We start from the raw sequence: 15656 nt of genomic DNA on the forward strand, positions 1-15656 counted from the left end.
TCCTTAGGTGGGGCCCGGTGACCGGCGTCGGCCGCGGGGTGTTGATCTGAAGTGGAGGGGTTGGCTCAGTCCCATCGAATGGTCCGATCGACACGATGGCGAGTTGAGTTGACGAGGGTGGCATTGCGCTCGTCGGGTCCGTTGGCCCAGGCGGTCGCGGTAGCCCGGTCCATCCCGGAGGCCACGTGGCGCTCGATCAGGCGCGCGAGCCGTACGTCTTGTGGGGTGTCCACGAACCACGTCTCGTCGAGCAGGGCACGCAGCGCCGACCACGGGGCGTCGTCGACGAGCAGGTAGTTGCCCTCGGTGATGACCACTCGGGTGCCCTGCGGGATCGCGATGGACGCCGCGATCGGTTCCTCCAGTCCCCGGACGTAGGTGGGGGCGTAGACGACCGGTTCGTCGCGGGAACGCAGGCGTCGGAGCAGCGAGAGGTAACCACCGATGTCGAACGTGTCGATGGCGCCCTTGCGCTCCCGCAGGGGAGTGCCCTCCAGCAGGGTGTTGGCGAGGTGGAAGCCGTCCATGGGGACGACCACGGCGTCGGCGCCGAGACGCTGCGCGACGAGCTGGGCGACCGTGGACTTCCCGGTACCAGGGGCGCCGACGATGCCAATGATCTGGCGGTGACCGGATCGGTCCGCGGTCTCCATGAGGCGCTCGGCAGCCTCAGCGATGTCTTGGAAAACCTCGGAACGGGACTGCGCTGTCACTTCGCTGCTCCTTTGCTGCGACCCGGACATTGAGCGTCCTGGGAAGCAGGATGCACCACAGCACACGATTGCGCAATCGTCTGCGCACACGATTGCGCGGCGATCCTCCGCGTGGTCTACGCTCGGAGTCCTACCGAATCGAGGGGAGCCCGGTCATGGTGACCATGAGCGACGTCGCCCGGGCCGCCAAGGTCTCGACCACTACCGTCTCGCACGTCATCAACAAGACCCGCGCCGTGCTGCCGGAGACCGAGAAGGCCGTCCGCGACGCCATCGAGGTCACGGGCTACGCTGGCGACGGGATCGCCCGGTCGCTGCGCAAGGGCAAGACCGACACCATCGGGCTCGCGATGTCAGCCATCTCCAACCCGTACTTCGGCGACGTGGTGCACGCGATCGAGCGCACGGTCACCGAAGCCGGTTACTCGCTGCTGCTCGCCGACACGCACGACGACCCGGAGCGCGAACGCCGGGCCGTGATGGACCTGCTCTCGCGCCGGGTCGACGCGATGATCGTCGCCCCGTCGGCGGATCCGACGGCGATGTTCGACCAGCTGGTCCGGCGGGCCATACCCACCGTGCTCATCGACCGCGTCCCGGACGAGACCCGGCCCGGGATGGACGCCATCGGTGTCATCAACGAGGAGCCGACCGCCCTGCTGGTCGACCACCTGGCGAGCCACGGCCACCGCAGGATCGCCGCCATCATGAGCCGGCCGGGCCTCGCCACGACCGAAGAGCGGCTCGCCGGCTACCGAGCAGGCCTCGCCCGCAACGGCCTCGTCCCGGATCCGCAGCTGGTGCAAGCCGGCCTGGATACCGACGGCGACCACACCGCCGAAGCCGTCCGGCTGCTGCTCCAGCTTCCGGAGCCGCCCACCGCCATCGTGCTGGGCAACAACCAGGTCACCATCGGCACCATGGCGGCGCTGCAGGCACGGCGGATCGAGGTGCCCGACGACATGGCGCTCGCCGTATTCGACGACTTCCCCTGGGCAGACTTCTTCCACCCGAGGCTCACCGCCATCTCGCAGCCCGTCGACGAGCTCGGCCAGGGTGCGGTCACCCTGCTGCTGGACCGGATGCGCGACGGCGACCTGCCGGCCCGCCACATCCGGCTGGAGCCGAAATTTGTTCGCCGGGAGTCGTGTGGTTGCAAGGGTGACCCCGCCGCGGCGTGAGGTTCCTACGAATGGCCTGAACCTACGATTCGCAGGTTCAGGCCATTCGTCATTTCTGGGCGGGCCCGGGTGCGAGCCACGTTCACCTCCCGGCCATACCTGCCCCTTAGCGTCGCCGTCGCCGCACACATCGGAAGCCGAAGGGGACTACCTCGATGTCATCCGCACCCGCACGCACCCGCCGGGGCCTCCTCGCGACCGTCGCCATCACCGCGACGCTCGTCGCTCTGGCCGCCGCCCCGGCAACCGCCGTCCCGGTGACCGCCGCCGCGCCGACCGCCGCCCGGCCCGCCGCAGCGGCCGCACCCGCCCTCAGCCTCGACGGCGCGAACATCGCCGTCGACGAGTCCGTCTCAATCACCTTCGACGCCGGCGACGCCCTCCACGAGCTCAACTGGATAGGCATCTACCGCGACGGCGCCACGCCCGGCGGCCCGACCTCGCTCGACTGGCGCTACGTGCCGGACGCGACCGGCACGGTCACCTGGGGCCCGCAGAACCGCACGGGCTGGACCCACAACGCCGCCTCGATCGGCGCGGGGGAGTACGACGTCTACCTCCTGGCGGACGACGGTTACGACGTCCTCGCCGGCCCGGTCGACCTCACCGTCCGCCCCGCCGGGACGGTCCCGCCCGCCGAGCCCAAGCCCGAGGTCGACGGGGTGAGCGAGCTCAACGCGCTCACCTTCAACGTCTGGCACGGCGGCACGCAGATCCCCAACGGCGCCCGCGAGATCGCGGACATCATCCTGGAGACCGACGCCGACGTCACGTTCCTGCCCGAGCAGGGCAACGCGCCCGCGCAGGTCGCGGCGCTGCTCGGTTACGACCACCTCATCGCCGCCGACACCGGCATCGTCTCGCGCTACCCGATCCTGGCGACCGACACCGTGGACGGCTGGTGGTCCAAGGCCGTGCTCGACGTCAACGGGACCGAGGTAGTGGCCTACGGCGGCCACCTCGAGTACCGCTGGTACACCACCTACCTGCCGCGCGGCTACGGCGGGGCGATCGCCGGTGACTGGCCCGACGGCTGGGACACCTGGGACCAGCTGGACGCGCCGGTGACCGACGTCGACGCCATCCTCGCGGCCAACCTGCAGTCGGGCCGCCCCGCCACGGCCGCCGCACTCGTCGAGGACGTCGCGGACGAGCGTGCCGCGGGCCGGATCGCCGTCGTCGGCGGGGACTTCAACGAGCCTTCCGTACAGGACTGGACCGACGCGACCGCCGACACGCAGGACCACAACGGCGTTGTGGTCCCGTGGCAGACCACGCAGACGCTGCTCGACGGCGGCCTGGTCGACGCCTTCCGCGAGGTCTACCCGGACCCGGTCGCCAACCCGGGCAGCACGTGGCCGTCCGACAACCCGCTCTTCCCGACGTCGGACCTCACCTGGGCGCCCGAGGCCGACGAGCGCGACCGCATCGACTACCTCTTTGTCTCACCCGACGAGCGGGTCTCGGTCGACGACGCCGCCGTCGTCGGGCCGCAGTCGACGATCGTGCGCAACGAGCGGGTCGACGACGACAGCGCCGACGTGATCTGGACACCGGACGCCGTGTGGCCGTCGGACCACAAGGCGGTGCTCGCGTCGTTCAGCATCTGCGACTTCGGCTGCGACCCGGTCTCGGTCAGCGCCGAGTGACCAGCGCCTGGCGGGGCACGAGGTCGCGCGCGATCTCGGCGGTGAGCTCCGCGGCCCGGGCGGCGAGCGGCGAGTGCGTGCGGTGGGCGCGGCGCAGCAGGTAGAGCTCGCGGTGCGCCACCGCAGGTCGTAGGGCGTGGATGCTCAGTGTCTCGTCCGACGTCGCACCCGCGCCGTGGACCGCCAGCCAGGGGAGGATCGCCGAGCCGAGTCCGGCCCGGGTCATGGAGAGCACCGCCTCGTTGCTGGACGCGCGGAACACGACCTGCGGGTGGATGCCGCTCCCGGCCAGCGCCTCCTCGAGAGCCGGCTGCGCGCAGTCGGGCGGCCAGGCGACCATCGGCGCCCCGTCGAGCTCAGCGAGTTCGACGGGGCCGTCGGGGAAGTGCCCGCGCGGGGCCACCAGGAGGTACGGGTCGTCGAGGAGCTTGATGTGCTCGACGTCGGCGTCGTCGATCCGCAGGTCGTAGAAGAGCAGATCGACCCGCGAGAGATCGGGGGAGTCGAACTCGTCCTCCTCCTCGGAGAGCCGGATCTCGCACTGCGGGAACTCGTCGAGGAGCCTGCGGACCAGCACCGGGAGCAGGGTGCTGGACACGCTCTGGAAGGTGCCGATCGTCAGGCGGCCCTCGCCGGCCTTGAAGCCGTCGACGGCGGCGCGCAGCGAGTCGGCCTTGGCGAGCAGCTCCGCCGCATGCGTGTGCACCACCTGGCCCAGTGGAGTGAGCTGCACCCGGCGAGGGCCGCCCGGGCGGTCGAACACACGGCCGTCCACCGCGCGTTCGAGCGCCGCGATGTGCTGGCTGATGGTGGACTGGGTGTAACCGAGCCGGGACGCGGCGCGGCCGAAGGACCCCTCGTCGACGACGGCGGTGAGGGTCATCAGGTGGCGCAGCTCCACGTCCGTCACGTTAACGAGGCTACATCGCCGAAACCGATCATTAGCATCGGAGTTCATCGCTTTTCACGATGCTCATCCGAACCTAGCGTGGAAGGCATGACAACAAACCTGAGCTCAGCGATCTGGGTACCGCTCTTCGACGAGCTGGCCGATCCGCGCGTGGCAGCGCAACTCGCGGCCGAGGCCGAGGAGGCGGGCTGGCACGGATTCTTCGTGTGGGACCACCTCACCTGGCCGGCGCCGATCACGCGCGTCGCCGACCCGTGGATCTCCCTGGCGGCAGCGGCCGCGGCGACCGAGTCGCTGCGGCTGGGCCCGATGGTCACACCCGTCACGCGGCGTCGGCCCGCGAAGCTGGCCCGCGAGACCGCCGCGCTGGACCTGCTCTCCGACGGCCGGCTGATCATGGGGGTCGGGCTGGGCGGCGACCGATACGGCGCCGAGCTCACGCGCACCGGGGAGCAGACCGACGACCGGGTCCGCGCGGAGATGCTGGACGAGCTGTTGGACGTCCTGGTCGCCGCCTGGTCGGGGGAGCCGGTGCGGCACCAGGGCCGGCACTACACGATCGACGACATCACGTTCCTGCCGACGCCGGTCCAGCCGCACGTGCCGATCTGGGCCGCGGGCTACGCCGGCAACCTCAAGCCGATGCGCCGGGCCGCGCGCTTCGACGGCTACTTCCCGATCGGGATCGAGCACCCCGACCAGCTCGCCCAGACCTACGAGACGATCCAGGAGCACCGGGCCGACCCGACCGCGCCCTATGACCTGGTGATGTCCGTGCTGCCCGGTGCCGACCCCGCCCCGTACGTCGCCGCCGGCGCCACCTGGTGCCTCACCGAGTTCGACCCGGATGTCATGACACTCAACCAGGTGCGGGGAGTCCTCCGGGACGGCCCGGCGATCCCGTCCACCGAGGAGACGCCCCGATGAGCACGTTCGTACTGATCCACGGCGGCGGCGACGTCGGCTGGCACTTCCACCTGGTCGCGGCCGAGCTGCGGGCGCGGGGGCACGTCGTCGTCGCTCCCGACCTCCCGGCCGACGACGACTCAGCGACCCTCGACGACTACGCCGACGTAGTGGTCGAGACGGTTGCCGCGCTCGGCACGACCGCCACCCCGCGCGACCTCGTCGTCGTTGGACATTCCTTCGGCGCGTTCACCGCGCCGCTCGTCGCCGACCGCCTCCCGGCGGACGTGCTGGTGCTGCTGGCCGGGATGATTCCGGCCCCGGGCGAGGCGCCCGACGACTGGTGGGCAAACACCGGCTACAGCGCCGCGGTGGCGGAGCAGGCCGCGCGCGACAGCGGCCTGACCGGCAGCGCGGACCCCTACGTGGGCTTCTATCACGACGTACCGCGCGTGCTGGCCGAGGAGGCGATGAGCAAGGAGCGCGAGCACCCGTCGAGCGCCGCGATGGCGGCGCCCTGGCCGCTGGCCGCGTGGCCCGACGTGCCCACCAGGTTCCTGCTCTGCAGCGAGGACCGCTTCTTCCCGCCCGACTTCTTCCGCCGCCTGGTCCCCGACCGCCTGGGCATCGTGCCCGACGAGATTCCCGGCAGCCACTGCGTAGCCCTCAGCCGCCCCCGCGAGCTCGCGGACCGGCTGGAGGCCTACGCCGCCACCGCCCGCACCTAGTCCTGACCCGGCCCAGGGCCCCACGATCGGCTGGTTCGCCGACCCGGCGGGCAACGTCATCTCCCTCATCCAGGACTGAGGCGCCGCTCGGCGGAGGCTGCCCGACGGCGACCGGCGTCGGGCAGGATGCACCGGGCCGGCTACCCGGAGGGTTCCGCAAAGCCGCGGCACGCGGCAGACTCGGGGCAGTAGGCCCGACGACGGGAGACACGATGGCGCCCGACGCGTCCGCCGGCAGCGTCTCCGCGTTGCCGGAACCCGGAACACATCCCGGGCGCGATCTGCCCACGGCGGACGGTCTGCCCACGGCGGGCGGTCTGCCCTCCGCGAGCGAGCTGCCCTCGGCGGGCGGCGTGCGCCAGGCCTCGCGGGGCAAGGAGCTGCTCGCCCTCGTCCGCCGTCGTGGCCGGATCGAGGTGAGCGAGGCGGCTCGGATGCTGTCGGTCTCGCAGGAGACGGTGCGCCGGGAGTTGCGCAAGCTGGACGCGCAGGGCCTGGTGCGGCGCAGCTACGGGCTCGCGTTCCCGGTCGAGACGAGCTCGTTCGAGACGCCGCTCTCGCAGCGGCAGCAGAGCTCACCAGAGGAGAAGGCGCGGATCGCCGCCGAGGCGGCGCGGCGGATCGGCGAGGCGCAGACCATCTTTGTCGACGAGGGCTTCCAGCCGCTGCTGGCCGCGCGGGCGCTGCCCCGGGACCGGGAGCTGACGGTGGTCACATCGTCCCTGCCGGTCGCGACGGAGCTGTCGGCCCGGCCGAACGTGCAGGTCATCGTGATCGGCGGGCGGGTGCGCGGCAAGACGCTCGGGGTGGTCGACGGCTCGGCGGTGGACATGCTGCGCACGTTCCGCCTCGACCTCGGGCTGATCGGCGCGAACGGCGTCACCGTCGAGGACGGCCTGACCACCCCCGACCCGGCGGTCGCGAGCGTGAAGGCGGCAGCGATCGAGGTGAGCCGGCGCCGGATCTTCATCGGGGCGCACCACAAGTTCGGCGTCACCAGCTTTGTGCGCTTCGCCGGGCTGGACGACTTCGAGGCGATGATCACCGGCGTCCAGCTCGGCTCGGCCCGGGCGCGTGCCTTCCACGCGGCGGGCGCGGAGATCGTCCAGGTCTGACCTGCACCGCCTGACTTTCACCCCCGGCTCGTGACCGATCGGTCCGCCGGGGTCACCGGTTCGTGCCCGGTCCGGCATGCGTTTTCCGGGGCGCGCCTGCGCCGCAAACCGGGCAGACAAGCCAACCGCACCGCCGTCGGGCATCGTCCTCGGGATGTGCAGACCCCCTGCCCGACGCCAGGCCCGGGCCGAAACTGTGCGATACCACAGTCCCGGTGAGTGTTTCGAAAACTCCGTCGTTGACCCCTTTTCCGGCCCGGCGCCACGATGTGCCAATCCGTGATTCAGGACACGTCGACGCCCGATGTCGACGTGACGAGAAGGGTCGAAGCAATGATGCTCACCACAAGCAGTGCTCGCCGGAAGGCGGTGCCCGCCGGGCTCGCGGCGGCGCTGGCCCTGGGGCTGGCTGCCTGCGCCGGCGCAGGAGGCGGCGGCAACAACGACGCCGACGCGGAAGAGGGCGGCCTGGTCGAGCTCACGCTCGCCACCGTCAACAACCCGCAGATGAAGGACATGGAGGAGCTGAAGAGCGCCTTCGAGGAAGAGCACCCGGACATCCAGGTCAACTTCGTCCAGATGGAGGAGAACGACCTGCGCGACGCCGTGACGAAGGACGTCGCCACCGACGGCGGCCAGTACGACATCGTCACGGTCGGCTCCTACGAGGTGCCGATCTGGGCCGAGAACGGCTGGCTCACCGACCTCACGGCCGACCTCGAGGCCGACCCCGACTATGACGTCGACGACCTGTTCGCGCCCGTGCAGGACGCCCTCACGGTCGACGACTCCCTCTACGCCGTCCCGTTCTACGGCGAGTCCTCGATGCTCATGTACAACCAGGAGATCATGGACGAGGCCGGGATCACCGTGCCCGAGCACCCGACGTGGCAAGAGGTCGCGGACATCGCGCGGTCGGTCGACTCGGACACGGTCGACGGCATCTGCCTGCGCGGCAAGCCCGGCTGGGGCGAGCTCTTCGCGCCCCTGACCACGGTGGTGCAGACGTTCGGCGGTAGCTGGTACGACGACGAGTGGAACGCCCAGGTCGACTCGCCCGAGTTCACCGAGGCCGTCCAGTTCTACATCGACCTGGTCAACGACGCCGGCGAGTCGGACCCGGTCTCCACCGGGTTCACCGAGTGCCTGAACAACGTGAGCCAGGGCCGGTCCGCCATGTGGGTGGACGCGACGGTCGCCGCGGGCCTGCTGGAGGACCCGGAGACCTCCGAGGTCGCGGGGCAGATGGGCTACGCCCACGCCCCCGTCGTCGAGACCGAGGAGTCCGGCTGGCTCTGGTCCTGGAACCTCGCCATCCCCGAGACCACCCAGAACCGGGACGCGGCGCTGGAGTTCGTCAAGTGGGCCACGAGCAAGGAGTACCACCAGCTCGTCGGCACGGAGCTCGGCTGGAGCCGGGTGCCCCCGGGAGCGCGGAACTCGACCTACGAGATCCCCGAGTACCAGGAGGCCGCCGCGGCCTTCGCCCCGATCACGCAGGACATCATGCTCGCGGTGAACCCGGAGCAGCCGGGTGTGGCGCCGCAGCCGTGGACCGGCATCCAGTACGTGACGATCCCGGAGTTCCAGGACCTCGGTAACCAGGTCTCGCAGGACCTCGCTGAGGTCTTCGCGGGACGCAGCGAGCTCGCGCCCGTGCTCGAACGCGCCCAGGAGCTGGCTCAGGAAGCCGGCGACGCCCAGCAGTAGCCGGACCCGGGCGCGGGGAGCCAGGCTCCCCGCGCCCACCCCGCGTCCCGCGGGGTCTTGCCAGCCCTGGAGGGCCCACCCATGTCTGTACTCATGTCCGCTCCGACGACGACGCGCCCCCGACGCGCGCCCGCCGGCGGATCGGCTAAGAAGCACCGCCTGGCCGTCTCGCGCGCCCTGCTCTGGCCCGCGTTGGCCACCTCGATCATCCTCACGCAGGTCCCCTTTGTGATGACGATCTTCTACTCCCTGCAGAGCTGGAACCTGCTCCGGCCCGGAGAGCGGGGATTCACCGGCCTGGACAACTACGTCTCCGTGCTGCGCGACGGGTCGTTCCTGTCGTCGCTCGGCTCGACGGTCGCGGTGACCGGCACCTCGGTGGTGCTCTCGACGCTGCTCGGGATGCTGTTCGCCGTGCTGCTGGACCGCAACTTCGTGGGCCGCGGTGTGGCCCGGACGCTGATGATCACGCCGTTCCTCGTCATGCCCGCCGCCGCGGCCCTGATCTGGAAGTGGTCGATCTTCGACGCCGCCACCGGCATGGCCAACTGGGGCCTCGGGCTGGTCGGCCTGCCGCCCGTGGCATGGAACACCGAGCTCCCGATCGTCACGATCATCGCGGTGCTCACCTGGCAGTACACGCCGTTCGCCATGCTGATCCTCCTGGCCGGGCTGCAGGCGCAGAACAAGGACGTGCTGGAGGCCGCCGCCGTGGACGGCGCGGGGCCGATCCGCACCTTCGGCTGGATCACGCTGCCGCACCTGCGGCAGTACGTCGAGATCGCGGTGCTGCTGGCCTCGATCATGCTGCTCCAGGTCTTCGACCCGATCGCGATCATGACCCGCGGCACGGGCGGCACCAAGACGCTCTCCTACCTGCTCTACGAGCGGGCGTTCGTCGGCCTGGAGGTCGGCGAGGCCGCCGCGTACGGCGTCATGACCGTGCTCGTGACCATCGTCGTGGCCTCGGTAGCCCTGCGGACCCTCTTCAAGGTCTTCTCTTCGGAAGGAATCGGCCGATGACACGCTCGCGCCTGCGCGCAACCCTCGTGACCGCGGCCACCTGGGTGCTCGTGCTCATCTTCTTCTTCCCCGTGGCGTGGATGGTGTTCACGGCCTTCAAGCCGGAACGCCAGGCCGCAACGGTGCCGCCCACGTTCTTCCCCGCCCTCACGCTCGACCAGTTCGAAGCCGTCTTCAACCGGGACATGCTGCCGTACCTGATCAACTCGTTCAGCGCGAGCGTCGGGTCCACCCTCCTGGTCCTCGTGCTGGCCGTCCCGGCCGCCTACGCGCTGAGCATCCGGCCGGTCATCAACGTCCGCGACGCGCTCTTCTTCTTCATCTCGACGCGGTTCATGCCGGTCGCCGCCTCGATCATCCCGATCTACCTGCTGCTGCAGGCCGTGGGCGGGCTCGACAACATCACCTGGCTGACCATCCTCTACGTCGGCGTGAACCTGCCGATCGCCGTCTGGATGATGCGATCGTTCCTCGCCGAGGTGCCGCGCGAGATCCTCGAAGCGGCCCAGCTCGACGGCGCCCGGCTGGGCACCGAGATCTTCCGCGTGGTGCTGCCGCTGGTCATGCCCGGCATCGCCGCGGCCGGCCTGATCTGCTTCATCTTCGCGTGGAACGAGTTCTTCCTCGCGAACCTCCTGACCGCACAGGTCGCCCGCACCACCCCGCCGTTCCTCACCAGCTTCGTCGACGGCCGCGGCCAGTTCCTCGCGGTTCTGTCGGCGGCGGCGACCGTCGCGATCATCCCGGTGGTGCTCGCCGGCTGGATCGCGCAGAAGCAGCTCGTCCGCGGCCTCGCGATGGGAGCGATCAAGTGACCCTGACGGCCCCCTACGACCGCGCCGGGATCGAGGTGGGGATCGTCCACCTCGGCGTCGGCGGCTTCCATCGCGCGCACCAGGCGCTCGCGATCGACGAGCTGCTGCGCCGCGGCGAAGCCCGCGAGTGGGGCATCTGCGGCGTCGGGCTGCTGCCCGGCGACGCCGCGATGCGCGACGCGCTGCACGCACAGGACGGCCTGTACACGCTGGTGACCAAGCACCCCGACGGCGCTCTCGACGCGCGGGTGGTCGGCAGCCTCGTGGAGTACCTGTTCGCGCCGGACGATCCGGAGGCCGTGCTGGAGCGCCTCGCCCACCCGGCGACCCGCATCGTGTCGCTGACCATCACCGAGGGCGGCTACAACTTCGACCAGGTCACCGGCGAGTTCGATGCGACGGCGCCCGCCGTCGCCGCCGATGCCCGCCCGGGGGCCGAGCCGACCACGGTGTTCGGCTATGTCGTCGAGGCCCTGGCCCGACGCCGGGCGCGCGGCGTGCCGCCCTTCACCGTGATGTCCTGCGACAACGTGCAGGGTAACGGCGAGCTGGCGCGCACCGTCTTCTCGGCCTTCGCCGCCCTGCGCGACCCGGAGCTGGGCGAGTGGGTGCACAACTCCGTGGCGTTCCCCAGCTCGATGGTGGACCGCATCACGCCCGTGACCACCGACGAGGACCGCGCGCTGGTCCGCGAGCGTTTCGGCATCGAGGACCGCTGGCCGGTGGTGGCCGAGCCGTTCTTCCAGTGGGTGCTGGAGGACCGGTTCCCGCTGGGCCGGCCGCGGTTCGAGGACGCGGGGGTGCAGGTCGTCGCGGACGTGGAGCCGTACGAGCTGATGAAGCTGCGGCTGCTCAACGCGAGTCATCAGGCCATCGCCTACTTCGGGTGGCTGAGCGGCTACCGGTACGCGCACGAGGCGGTTGACGACCCGGTGGTGGCGGCGTTCGTGCGCGACTTCATGGACCGGGAGGCGACGCCGACGCTACGGCCGGTGCCGGGGGTTGACCTCGACGAGTACAAGACGACGCTCGTCGAACGGTTCGGCAACCCGGCCGTGCGTGACACGCTCGCGCGGCTGTGCATGGAGACGTCGGACCGCATCCCGAAGTTCCTGGTGCCAGTCGTGCGCGAGCAGCTCCGCGCGGGCGGCGAGATCACCCGGTCGGCGGCGATCGTCGCGAGCTGGGCGCGCTACGCCGAGGGGATTGACGAGCAGGGCATGCCGATCGACGTGGTCGACCGGCTCGCGGACGAGCTGGTGCCGCTCGCCCGGTCGCAGCGGGACGATCCGCTGGCCTTCTTGCGGTACCCGGCGCTGTTCGGGTCGCTCGTGGACGAGCCGCGTTTTGTCGAGGCGTACCTCGACGCGCTCGGCTCGCTGCACCGGGTCGGGGCGCACGCGACGCTGGAGGCGCTGGTGGGGGCGGCGCCGACGCGGGGTTGACCTGCTGAAATCGCTGAGCTGAGTACAGCGGTTGCTGCTAGCGGATGCCCGTCACGTTGACCCGGATCGACAGGAGCAGGTTCGAGGCGGTCACGAACAGCACGTTGCGCTTGGGGCCACCGAAGGTGAGGTTCGAGCACACCTCGGGCAGCAGCAGCTTGCCCAGCAGGGTGCCGTCGGGGTCGAAGCAGTGCAGGCCGTCGTGGGCGGCCACCCAGAGTCGGCCGGCGTCGTCGACCCTTACGCCGTCGAAGCCGCCCGCGTCGGAGGTGCCGAGCACCTCGCCGCCGGACAGGGAAAGGTCCGGTCCCACGTCGAAGCGCCGCAGGTGCTTGCGTGGGGTGTCGACGATGTAGAGCGTTTGCTCGTCTGCGGAGAAGGCCAGGCCGTTGGGGCGGACGAAGTCGTCGGCGACCCGGGTGACCGACCCGTCCGGGTCCCAGCGGTAGACGTGGCAGCCACCGATCTCCGGCGTGGCACGGAAGCCCTCGTAGTCGCTCTGGATGCCGTAGTCCGGATCGGTGAACCAGACGCTCCCGTCGCTGCGCTCGACCAGGTCGTTGGGGCTGTTGAACCGCTTGCCCTGCCAGCTGTTGGCCAGCACGGTGACCGAGCCGTCGGGCTCGGTGCGTGTCACCGCCCGGGTGCCCTGCTCGCACTGGAGCATCCGGCCCGCACGGTCGATCGTGCGGCCGTTGGCGTAGCCGCCCGGGCTGCGCCAGACGCCGACGCCGCCGGTCGCCTCGTCCCAGGCGAGCACCCGGTCCTCGGGGATGTCGCTGAACAGCAGGGTGCGCCAGGCCGGCGAGTAGGCCGGCCCTTCGAGCCAGCTGCCTTCGTCGAAGAGCACCTTGATGTACTCGTCCCCGTTGACGGCGGCGAACCGCTCGTCGCGGCGTTCCCACTGGGCGCGGATCCTGGTCACGGTCACTTTTGGTTCCTCTGCTCGGGCATGGTCACGGTGTGACATCATGCAGCCACAAACTCGGACGGGGGTGAAATGCCAGCTCGAAGGCTCGTCGCGATGATGATTGTGGGTGTTGTTCTGCTGGCGGGGTGCGCAGTCGACGTCGAGGCAATTCCTGGCACCTACAGCGAGGCCGACGGGGATGCCGAGATCCGTCTCGACGAGGACCGCACGTTCGTAGCGACCGCGGTTCCCGGGAGTGCCGTCGACGCCGATCTCAGCGATGAGGCCTTGGATTTCTCGGGCAGGTGGGAGTGGGTAGACAGCTCGACCTCCCGTGAACACGTCTACCTGATGGTCGATGACGGCGGGCCCAGCGACCTCAGAGGGGTCCAGCTCTATGTCGAGGGTGCTGACACGGTGGCGTTCATCGAGAGCCCGGGCAGCCCTCCGTCCCTCGTCCTGGAGCGGTGACGAGCACGTCCCCCATCCAGGTCAGCCGGCGGCGAGCACCTCTGCGACCGTCGTGACCTCGATCAGCGGTGCGTAGAGCCGCATTACCTCCAGGGCGCGCTCGTGGTTCTCAGCCGTCGAGCCCGCGCAGGCGTCCGCGACGACCAGGACCCGGCGGCCCGCATCGGCGGCGGCGAGCGCCGTCGAGAGCACGCAGCAGTCGGTGGCGACGCCCACCAGCACCAGCTCGCCGGCCCCGCGCGTGGCGGCGTCGAGCTCCGGCCCCCACTTGCCGAACGTGGCGCGGGAGACGACGGGCGCCCCGGCGGTCACGGCGTCGGCCAGGCCGGCGATGTCGTAGATCGGGTCGTCCTCGGGCACGAGCGCGAACGGCCACTCGTCGAAGTAGGTGCGCCAGGCGCCGTCGGGCACCTTGGGGGCGACGTACCTGGTGAGGACCGTGCGGCCCGCGAATGCGGGGAGCAGACGGCGGGTGCCCGCGAGCGCGCTCGGGTAGGCGGGGGCGGCCCAGGGGCTGGACGGGCGCGCGAAGACGTCCTGCATGTCGATCACGACCAGGGCGGCATCGTGCCCGACGGCGCCTGCTCCGCCGTCGACCGGCGTTCCGCCGTCCGTCATCGCTCCTCCTGGCGGCGCACCGCGCCGGCGCTCAGCAGGAGCGTGCCGGCGAACCCGAGGACCAGGGCGACGAGCACGCCGAGGTTGGCGCCCGCCCAGGCGCCGTCGGACCCACCGAGCGGGCCGAGCAGGTAGCCCTGCCAGCCGAGCCACGGCGCGTAGGTGTTGGTGACCAGACCCCAGCCGATCGCGGTGCCGCCCAGGACCAGGAGCACGGCGACCCAGTTCACGGACCCGTACCGGCCGGAGGCGGAGTACAGGTCGGCGTCGGTGTAGTCGCGGCGGCGCAGCAGGATGTCGGCGAGCAGCACGCCGCACCACGCGGCGACCGGCACGCCGAGCGTTATGAGGAAGCCCTGGAACGGGCCGATGAACGAGTCGGCGACGAACACCACGTAGATCGCGCCGACGATCATCAGCGCGCCGTCGATCGCTGCCGCCACCCAGCGAGGCGCGGGCAGCCCCAGGGACAGCAGCGCGAGCCCGGAGGAGTAGATGTCGAGCGCCGCGCCGCCGATCAGCCCGGCCAGGGCCACGATGGCGAACGGGATCAGGAACCACGTGGGCAGGATCGTGGACAGGGCGCCGATCGGGTCGGCGCCGATCGCCTCGTTGAGCGCCGGGTCGGAGCCTGCGAGCAGCAGGCCGAACACCAGCAGCACCACGGGGGCGAGCGAGGCGCCCAGGGTGGTCCAGCCGACGATCCTCGGGCCGGAGGCGGAGCGCGGCAGGTAGCGCGAGTAGTCGGCCGCCATGTTGACCCAGCCCAGGCCGAACCCGGTCATCATGAACACGAGCCCGCCGATCACCTGCGGCCCGCCCCCGGCCGGGAGCGCGGAGACCGCCGCCCAGTCGACGTGGCCGGCGACCAGGAAGATGTAGACCACGGTGAGCACGGCCGTCAGCACCGTGATGACCACCTGCAGCCGCATCACCAGGTCGAACCCGAAGATGCCGGCGACCACCACGATGCCCGCCACGACGACGAGGGCCACGACCTGCGTGATCGTGCCGCCGCCCCAGCCCAGCGTGCTAAGCACTGTCGACGTCGCGAGCGTGGCCAGCGCCACCAGCACCGTCTCCCAGCCCACGGTGAGGATCCAGGACAGCAAGGCGGGCAGCTTGTTGCCCCGCACGCCGAACGCGGCCCGCGACAGCACCATGGTCGGTGCCGACCCGCGCTTGCCGGCCAGCGAGATGAACCCGCAGAACAGGAACGACACCACTATGCCGACCACGCCGATCACGGTTGCCTGCCAGAACGACACGCCGAACCCGAGCAGGTAGGAGCCGTAGCCCAGCCCGAGCACCGACACGTTGGCCCCGAACCAGGGCCAGAAGAGGTTGCGCGGCGACCCGCGCCGTTCCGTCTCGTCGATGGTGTTCAGGGCGTTGGTCTCGACGCTACCGGGGGCGCTCATGGTGGAGATCCTGCCACTGGCGCAGGCCCGACGGCGAGAGG

General features: G+C 70.8%; 15 protein-coding genes. 10 read left to right on the forward strand and 5 right to left on the reverse strand.

Features of this window, described 5'->3' with window-relative positions; all coding sequences use genetic code 11:
• Positions 1-65: 65 nt before the first annotated feature.
• Entirely contained in the window at positions 66-713 is a 648-nt protein-coding gene (locus tag AB1046_RS00125) for a nucleoside/nucleotide kinase family protein (RefSeq protein WP_369371755.1), read from the reverse strand.
• A 155-nt stretch (positions 714-868) separates the two neighbouring features.
• Between AB1046_RS00125 and AB1046_RS00130 the strand changes: the two genes are divergently transcribed.
• On the forward strand, positions 869-1894 hold the full coding sequence (locus AB1046_RS00130; RefSeq protein ID WP_369371756.1) for a LacI family DNA-binding transcriptional regulator: 1026 nt from the start codon (positions 869-871) through the stop codon (positions 1892-1894).
• A gap of 155 nt (positions 1895-2049) precedes the next feature.
• The gene (locus AB1046_RS00135) at positions 2050-3543 is read left to right on the forward strand and encodes an endonuclease/exonuclease/phosphatase family protein (protein WP_369371757.1); all 1494 of its coding nucleotides are present in this window, start codon (positions 2050-2052) and stop codon (positions 3541-3543) included.
• On the opposite strand, the gene AB1046_RS00140 is transcribed toward AB1046_RS00135, so the two are convergent.
• Entirely contained in the window at positions 3530-4453 is a 924-nt protein-coding gene (locus AB1046_RS00140) for a LysR family transcriptional regulator (protein WP_369371758.1), read from the reverse strand. The genes AB1046_RS00135 and AB1046_RS00140 overlap by 14 nt on opposite strands.
• Before the next feature lie 87 nt (positions 4454-4540).
• On the opposite strand from AB1046_RS00140, the gene AB1046_RS00145 reads away from it, so the two are divergent.
• The 7 genes from AB1046_RS00145 (at position 4541) to AB1046_RS00175 (ending at position 12195) form a co-directional block, all read left to right on the forward strand.
• The gene (locus AB1046_RS00145) at positions 4541-5380 is read left to right on the forward strand and encodes an LLM class flavin-dependent oxidoreductase (RefSeq protein ID WP_369371759.1); all 840 of its coding nucleotides are present in this window, start codon (positions 4541-4543) and stop codon (positions 5378-5380) included.
• Positions 5377-6087, forward strand: coding sequence for an alpha/beta fold hydrolase (locus AB1046_RS00150; RefSeq protein ID WP_369371760.1), 711 nt, complete (start codon positions 5377-5379; stop codon positions 6085-6087). Before AB1046_RS00145 ends, AB1046_RS00150 begins: the two co-directional genes overlap by 4 nt.
• Before the next feature lie 212 nt (positions 6088-6299).
• A complete protein-coding gene (locus AB1046_RS00155) occupies positions 6300-7202 on the forward strand; it encodes a DeoR/GlpR family DNA-binding transcription regulator (RefSeq protein WP_369371761.1) in 903 nt (300 codons plus the stop codon).
• Positions 7203-7535: 333 nt separating this feature from the next.
• Positions 7536-8912, forward strand: coding sequence for a sugar ABC transporter substrate-binding protein (locus tag AB1046_RS00160; RefSeq protein WP_369371762.1), 1377 nt, complete (start codon positions 7536-7538; stop codon positions 8910-8912).
• Between the two features lie 93 nt (positions 8913-9005).
• Positions 9006-9935: a carbohydrate ABC transporter permease gene (locus tag AB1046_RS00165; RefSeq protein ID WP_369371763.1), complete on the forward strand. Its 930-nt coding sequence runs from the start codon at positions 9006-9008 to the stop codon at positions 9933-9935.
• A complete protein-coding gene (locus tag AB1046_RS00170) occupies positions 9932-10750 on the forward strand; it encodes a carbohydrate ABC transporter permease (RefSeq protein WP_369371764.1) in 819 nt (272 codons plus the stop codon). Before AB1046_RS00165 ends, AB1046_RS00170 begins: the two co-directional genes overlap by 4 nt.
• Entirely contained in the window at positions 10747-12195 is a 1449-nt protein-coding gene (locus tag AB1046_RS00175; protein ID WP_369371765.1) for a mannitol dehydrogenase family protein, read from the forward strand. Before AB1046_RS00170 ends, AB1046_RS00175 begins: the two co-directional genes overlap by 4 nt.
• Before the next feature lie 37 nt (positions 12196-12232).
• Here the strand turns inward: AB1046_RS00175 and AB1046_RS00180 are convergent, their stop codons facing one another.
• On the reverse strand, positions 12233-13126 hold the full coding sequence (locus AB1046_RS00180) for an SMP-30/gluconolactonase/LRE family protein (protein ID WP_369371766.1): 894 nt from the start codon (positions 13124-13126) through the stop codon (positions 12233-12235).
• A gap of 93 nt (positions 13127-13219) precedes the next feature.
• On the opposite strand from AB1046_RS00180, the gene AB1046_RS00185 reads away from it, so the two are divergent.
• Positions 13220-13576, forward strand: coding sequence for a hypothetical protein (locus AB1046_RS00185; protein WP_369371767.1), 357 nt, complete (start codon positions 13220-13222; stop codon positions 13574-13576).
• A gap of 21 nt (positions 13577-13597) precedes the next feature.
• Here AB1046_RS00185 and AB1046_RS00190 read toward each other — a convergent pair whose 3' ends face one another.
• Both AB1046_RS00190 and AB1046_RS00195 read right to left on the reverse strand, forming a co-directional pair.
• Positions 13598-14194, reverse strand: a complete 597-nt coding sequence (locus AB1046_RS00190; protein ID WP_369371768.1) for a cysteine hydrolase family protein — start codon at positions 14192-14194, stop codon at positions 13598-13600.
• Positions 14191-15615 carry a cytosine permease gene (locus AB1046_RS00195; RefSeq protein ID WP_369371769.1) on the reverse strand — a complete coding sequence of 475 codons (1425 nt, stop codon included), beginning with the start codon at positions 15613-15615 and terminating at the stop codon, positions 14191-14193. The genes AB1046_RS00190 and AB1046_RS00195 overlap by 4 nt, the downstream gene beginning before the upstream one ends.
• Between the last annotated feature and the right edge of the window lie 41 nt (positions 15616-15656).

It is taken from the genome of Promicromonospora sp. Populi (genome assembly GCF_041081105.1).
In the GTDB taxonomy this organism is placed as follows: domain Bacteria; phylum Actinomycetota; class Actinomycetes; order Actinomycetales; family Cellulomonadaceae; genus Promicromonospora.

Bases quoted from the DNA above. Each gene is read 5' to 3' on its own strand.
- AB1046_RS00150 (WP_369371760.1), top strand. From the start codon at position 5,377: ATGAGCACGTTCGTACTGATCCACGGCGGCGGCGACGTCGGCTGGCAC.
- AB1046_RS00185 (WP_369371767.1), top strand. From the start codon at position 13,220: ATGATGATTGTGGGTGTTGTTCTGCTGGCGGGGTGCGCAGTCGACGTC.
- AB1046_RS00170 (WP_369371764.1), top strand. From the start codon at position 9,932: ATGACACGCTCGCGCCTGCGCGCAACCCTCGTGACCGCGGCCACCTGG.
- AB1046_RS00195 (WP_369371769.1), bottom strand. From the start codon at position 15,615: ATGAGCGCCCCCGGTAGCGTCGAGACCAACGCCCTGAACACCATCGAC.
- AB1046_RS00160 (WP_369371762.1), top strand. From the start codon at position 7,536: ATGATGCTCACCACAAGCAGTGCTCGCCGGAAGGCGGTGCCCGCCGGG.
- AB1046_RS00135 (WP_369371757.1), top strand. From the start codon at position 2,050: ATGTCATCCGCACCCGCACGCACCCGCCGGGGCCTCCTCGCGACCGTC.
- AB1046_RS00130 (WP_369371756.1), top strand. From the start codon at position 869: ATGGTGACCATGAGCGACGTCGCCCGGGCCGCCAAGGTCTCGACCACT.
- AB1046_RS00190 (WP_369371768.1), bottom strand. From the start codon at position 14,194: ATGACGGACGGCGGAACGCCGGTCGACGGCGGAGCAGGCGCCGTCGGG.
- AB1046_RS00165 (WP_369371763.1), top strand. From the start codon at position 9,006: ATGTCCGCTCCGACGACGACGCGCCCCCGACGCGCGCCCGCCGGCGGA.
- AB1046_RS00145 (WP_369371759.1), top strand. From the start codon at position 4,541: ATGACAACAAACCTGAGCTCAGCGATCTGGGTACCGCTCTTCGACGAG.
- AB1046_RS00155 (WP_369371761.1), top strand. From the start codon at position 6,300: ATGGCGCCCGACGCGTCCGCCGGCAGCGTCTCCGCGTTGCCGGAACCC.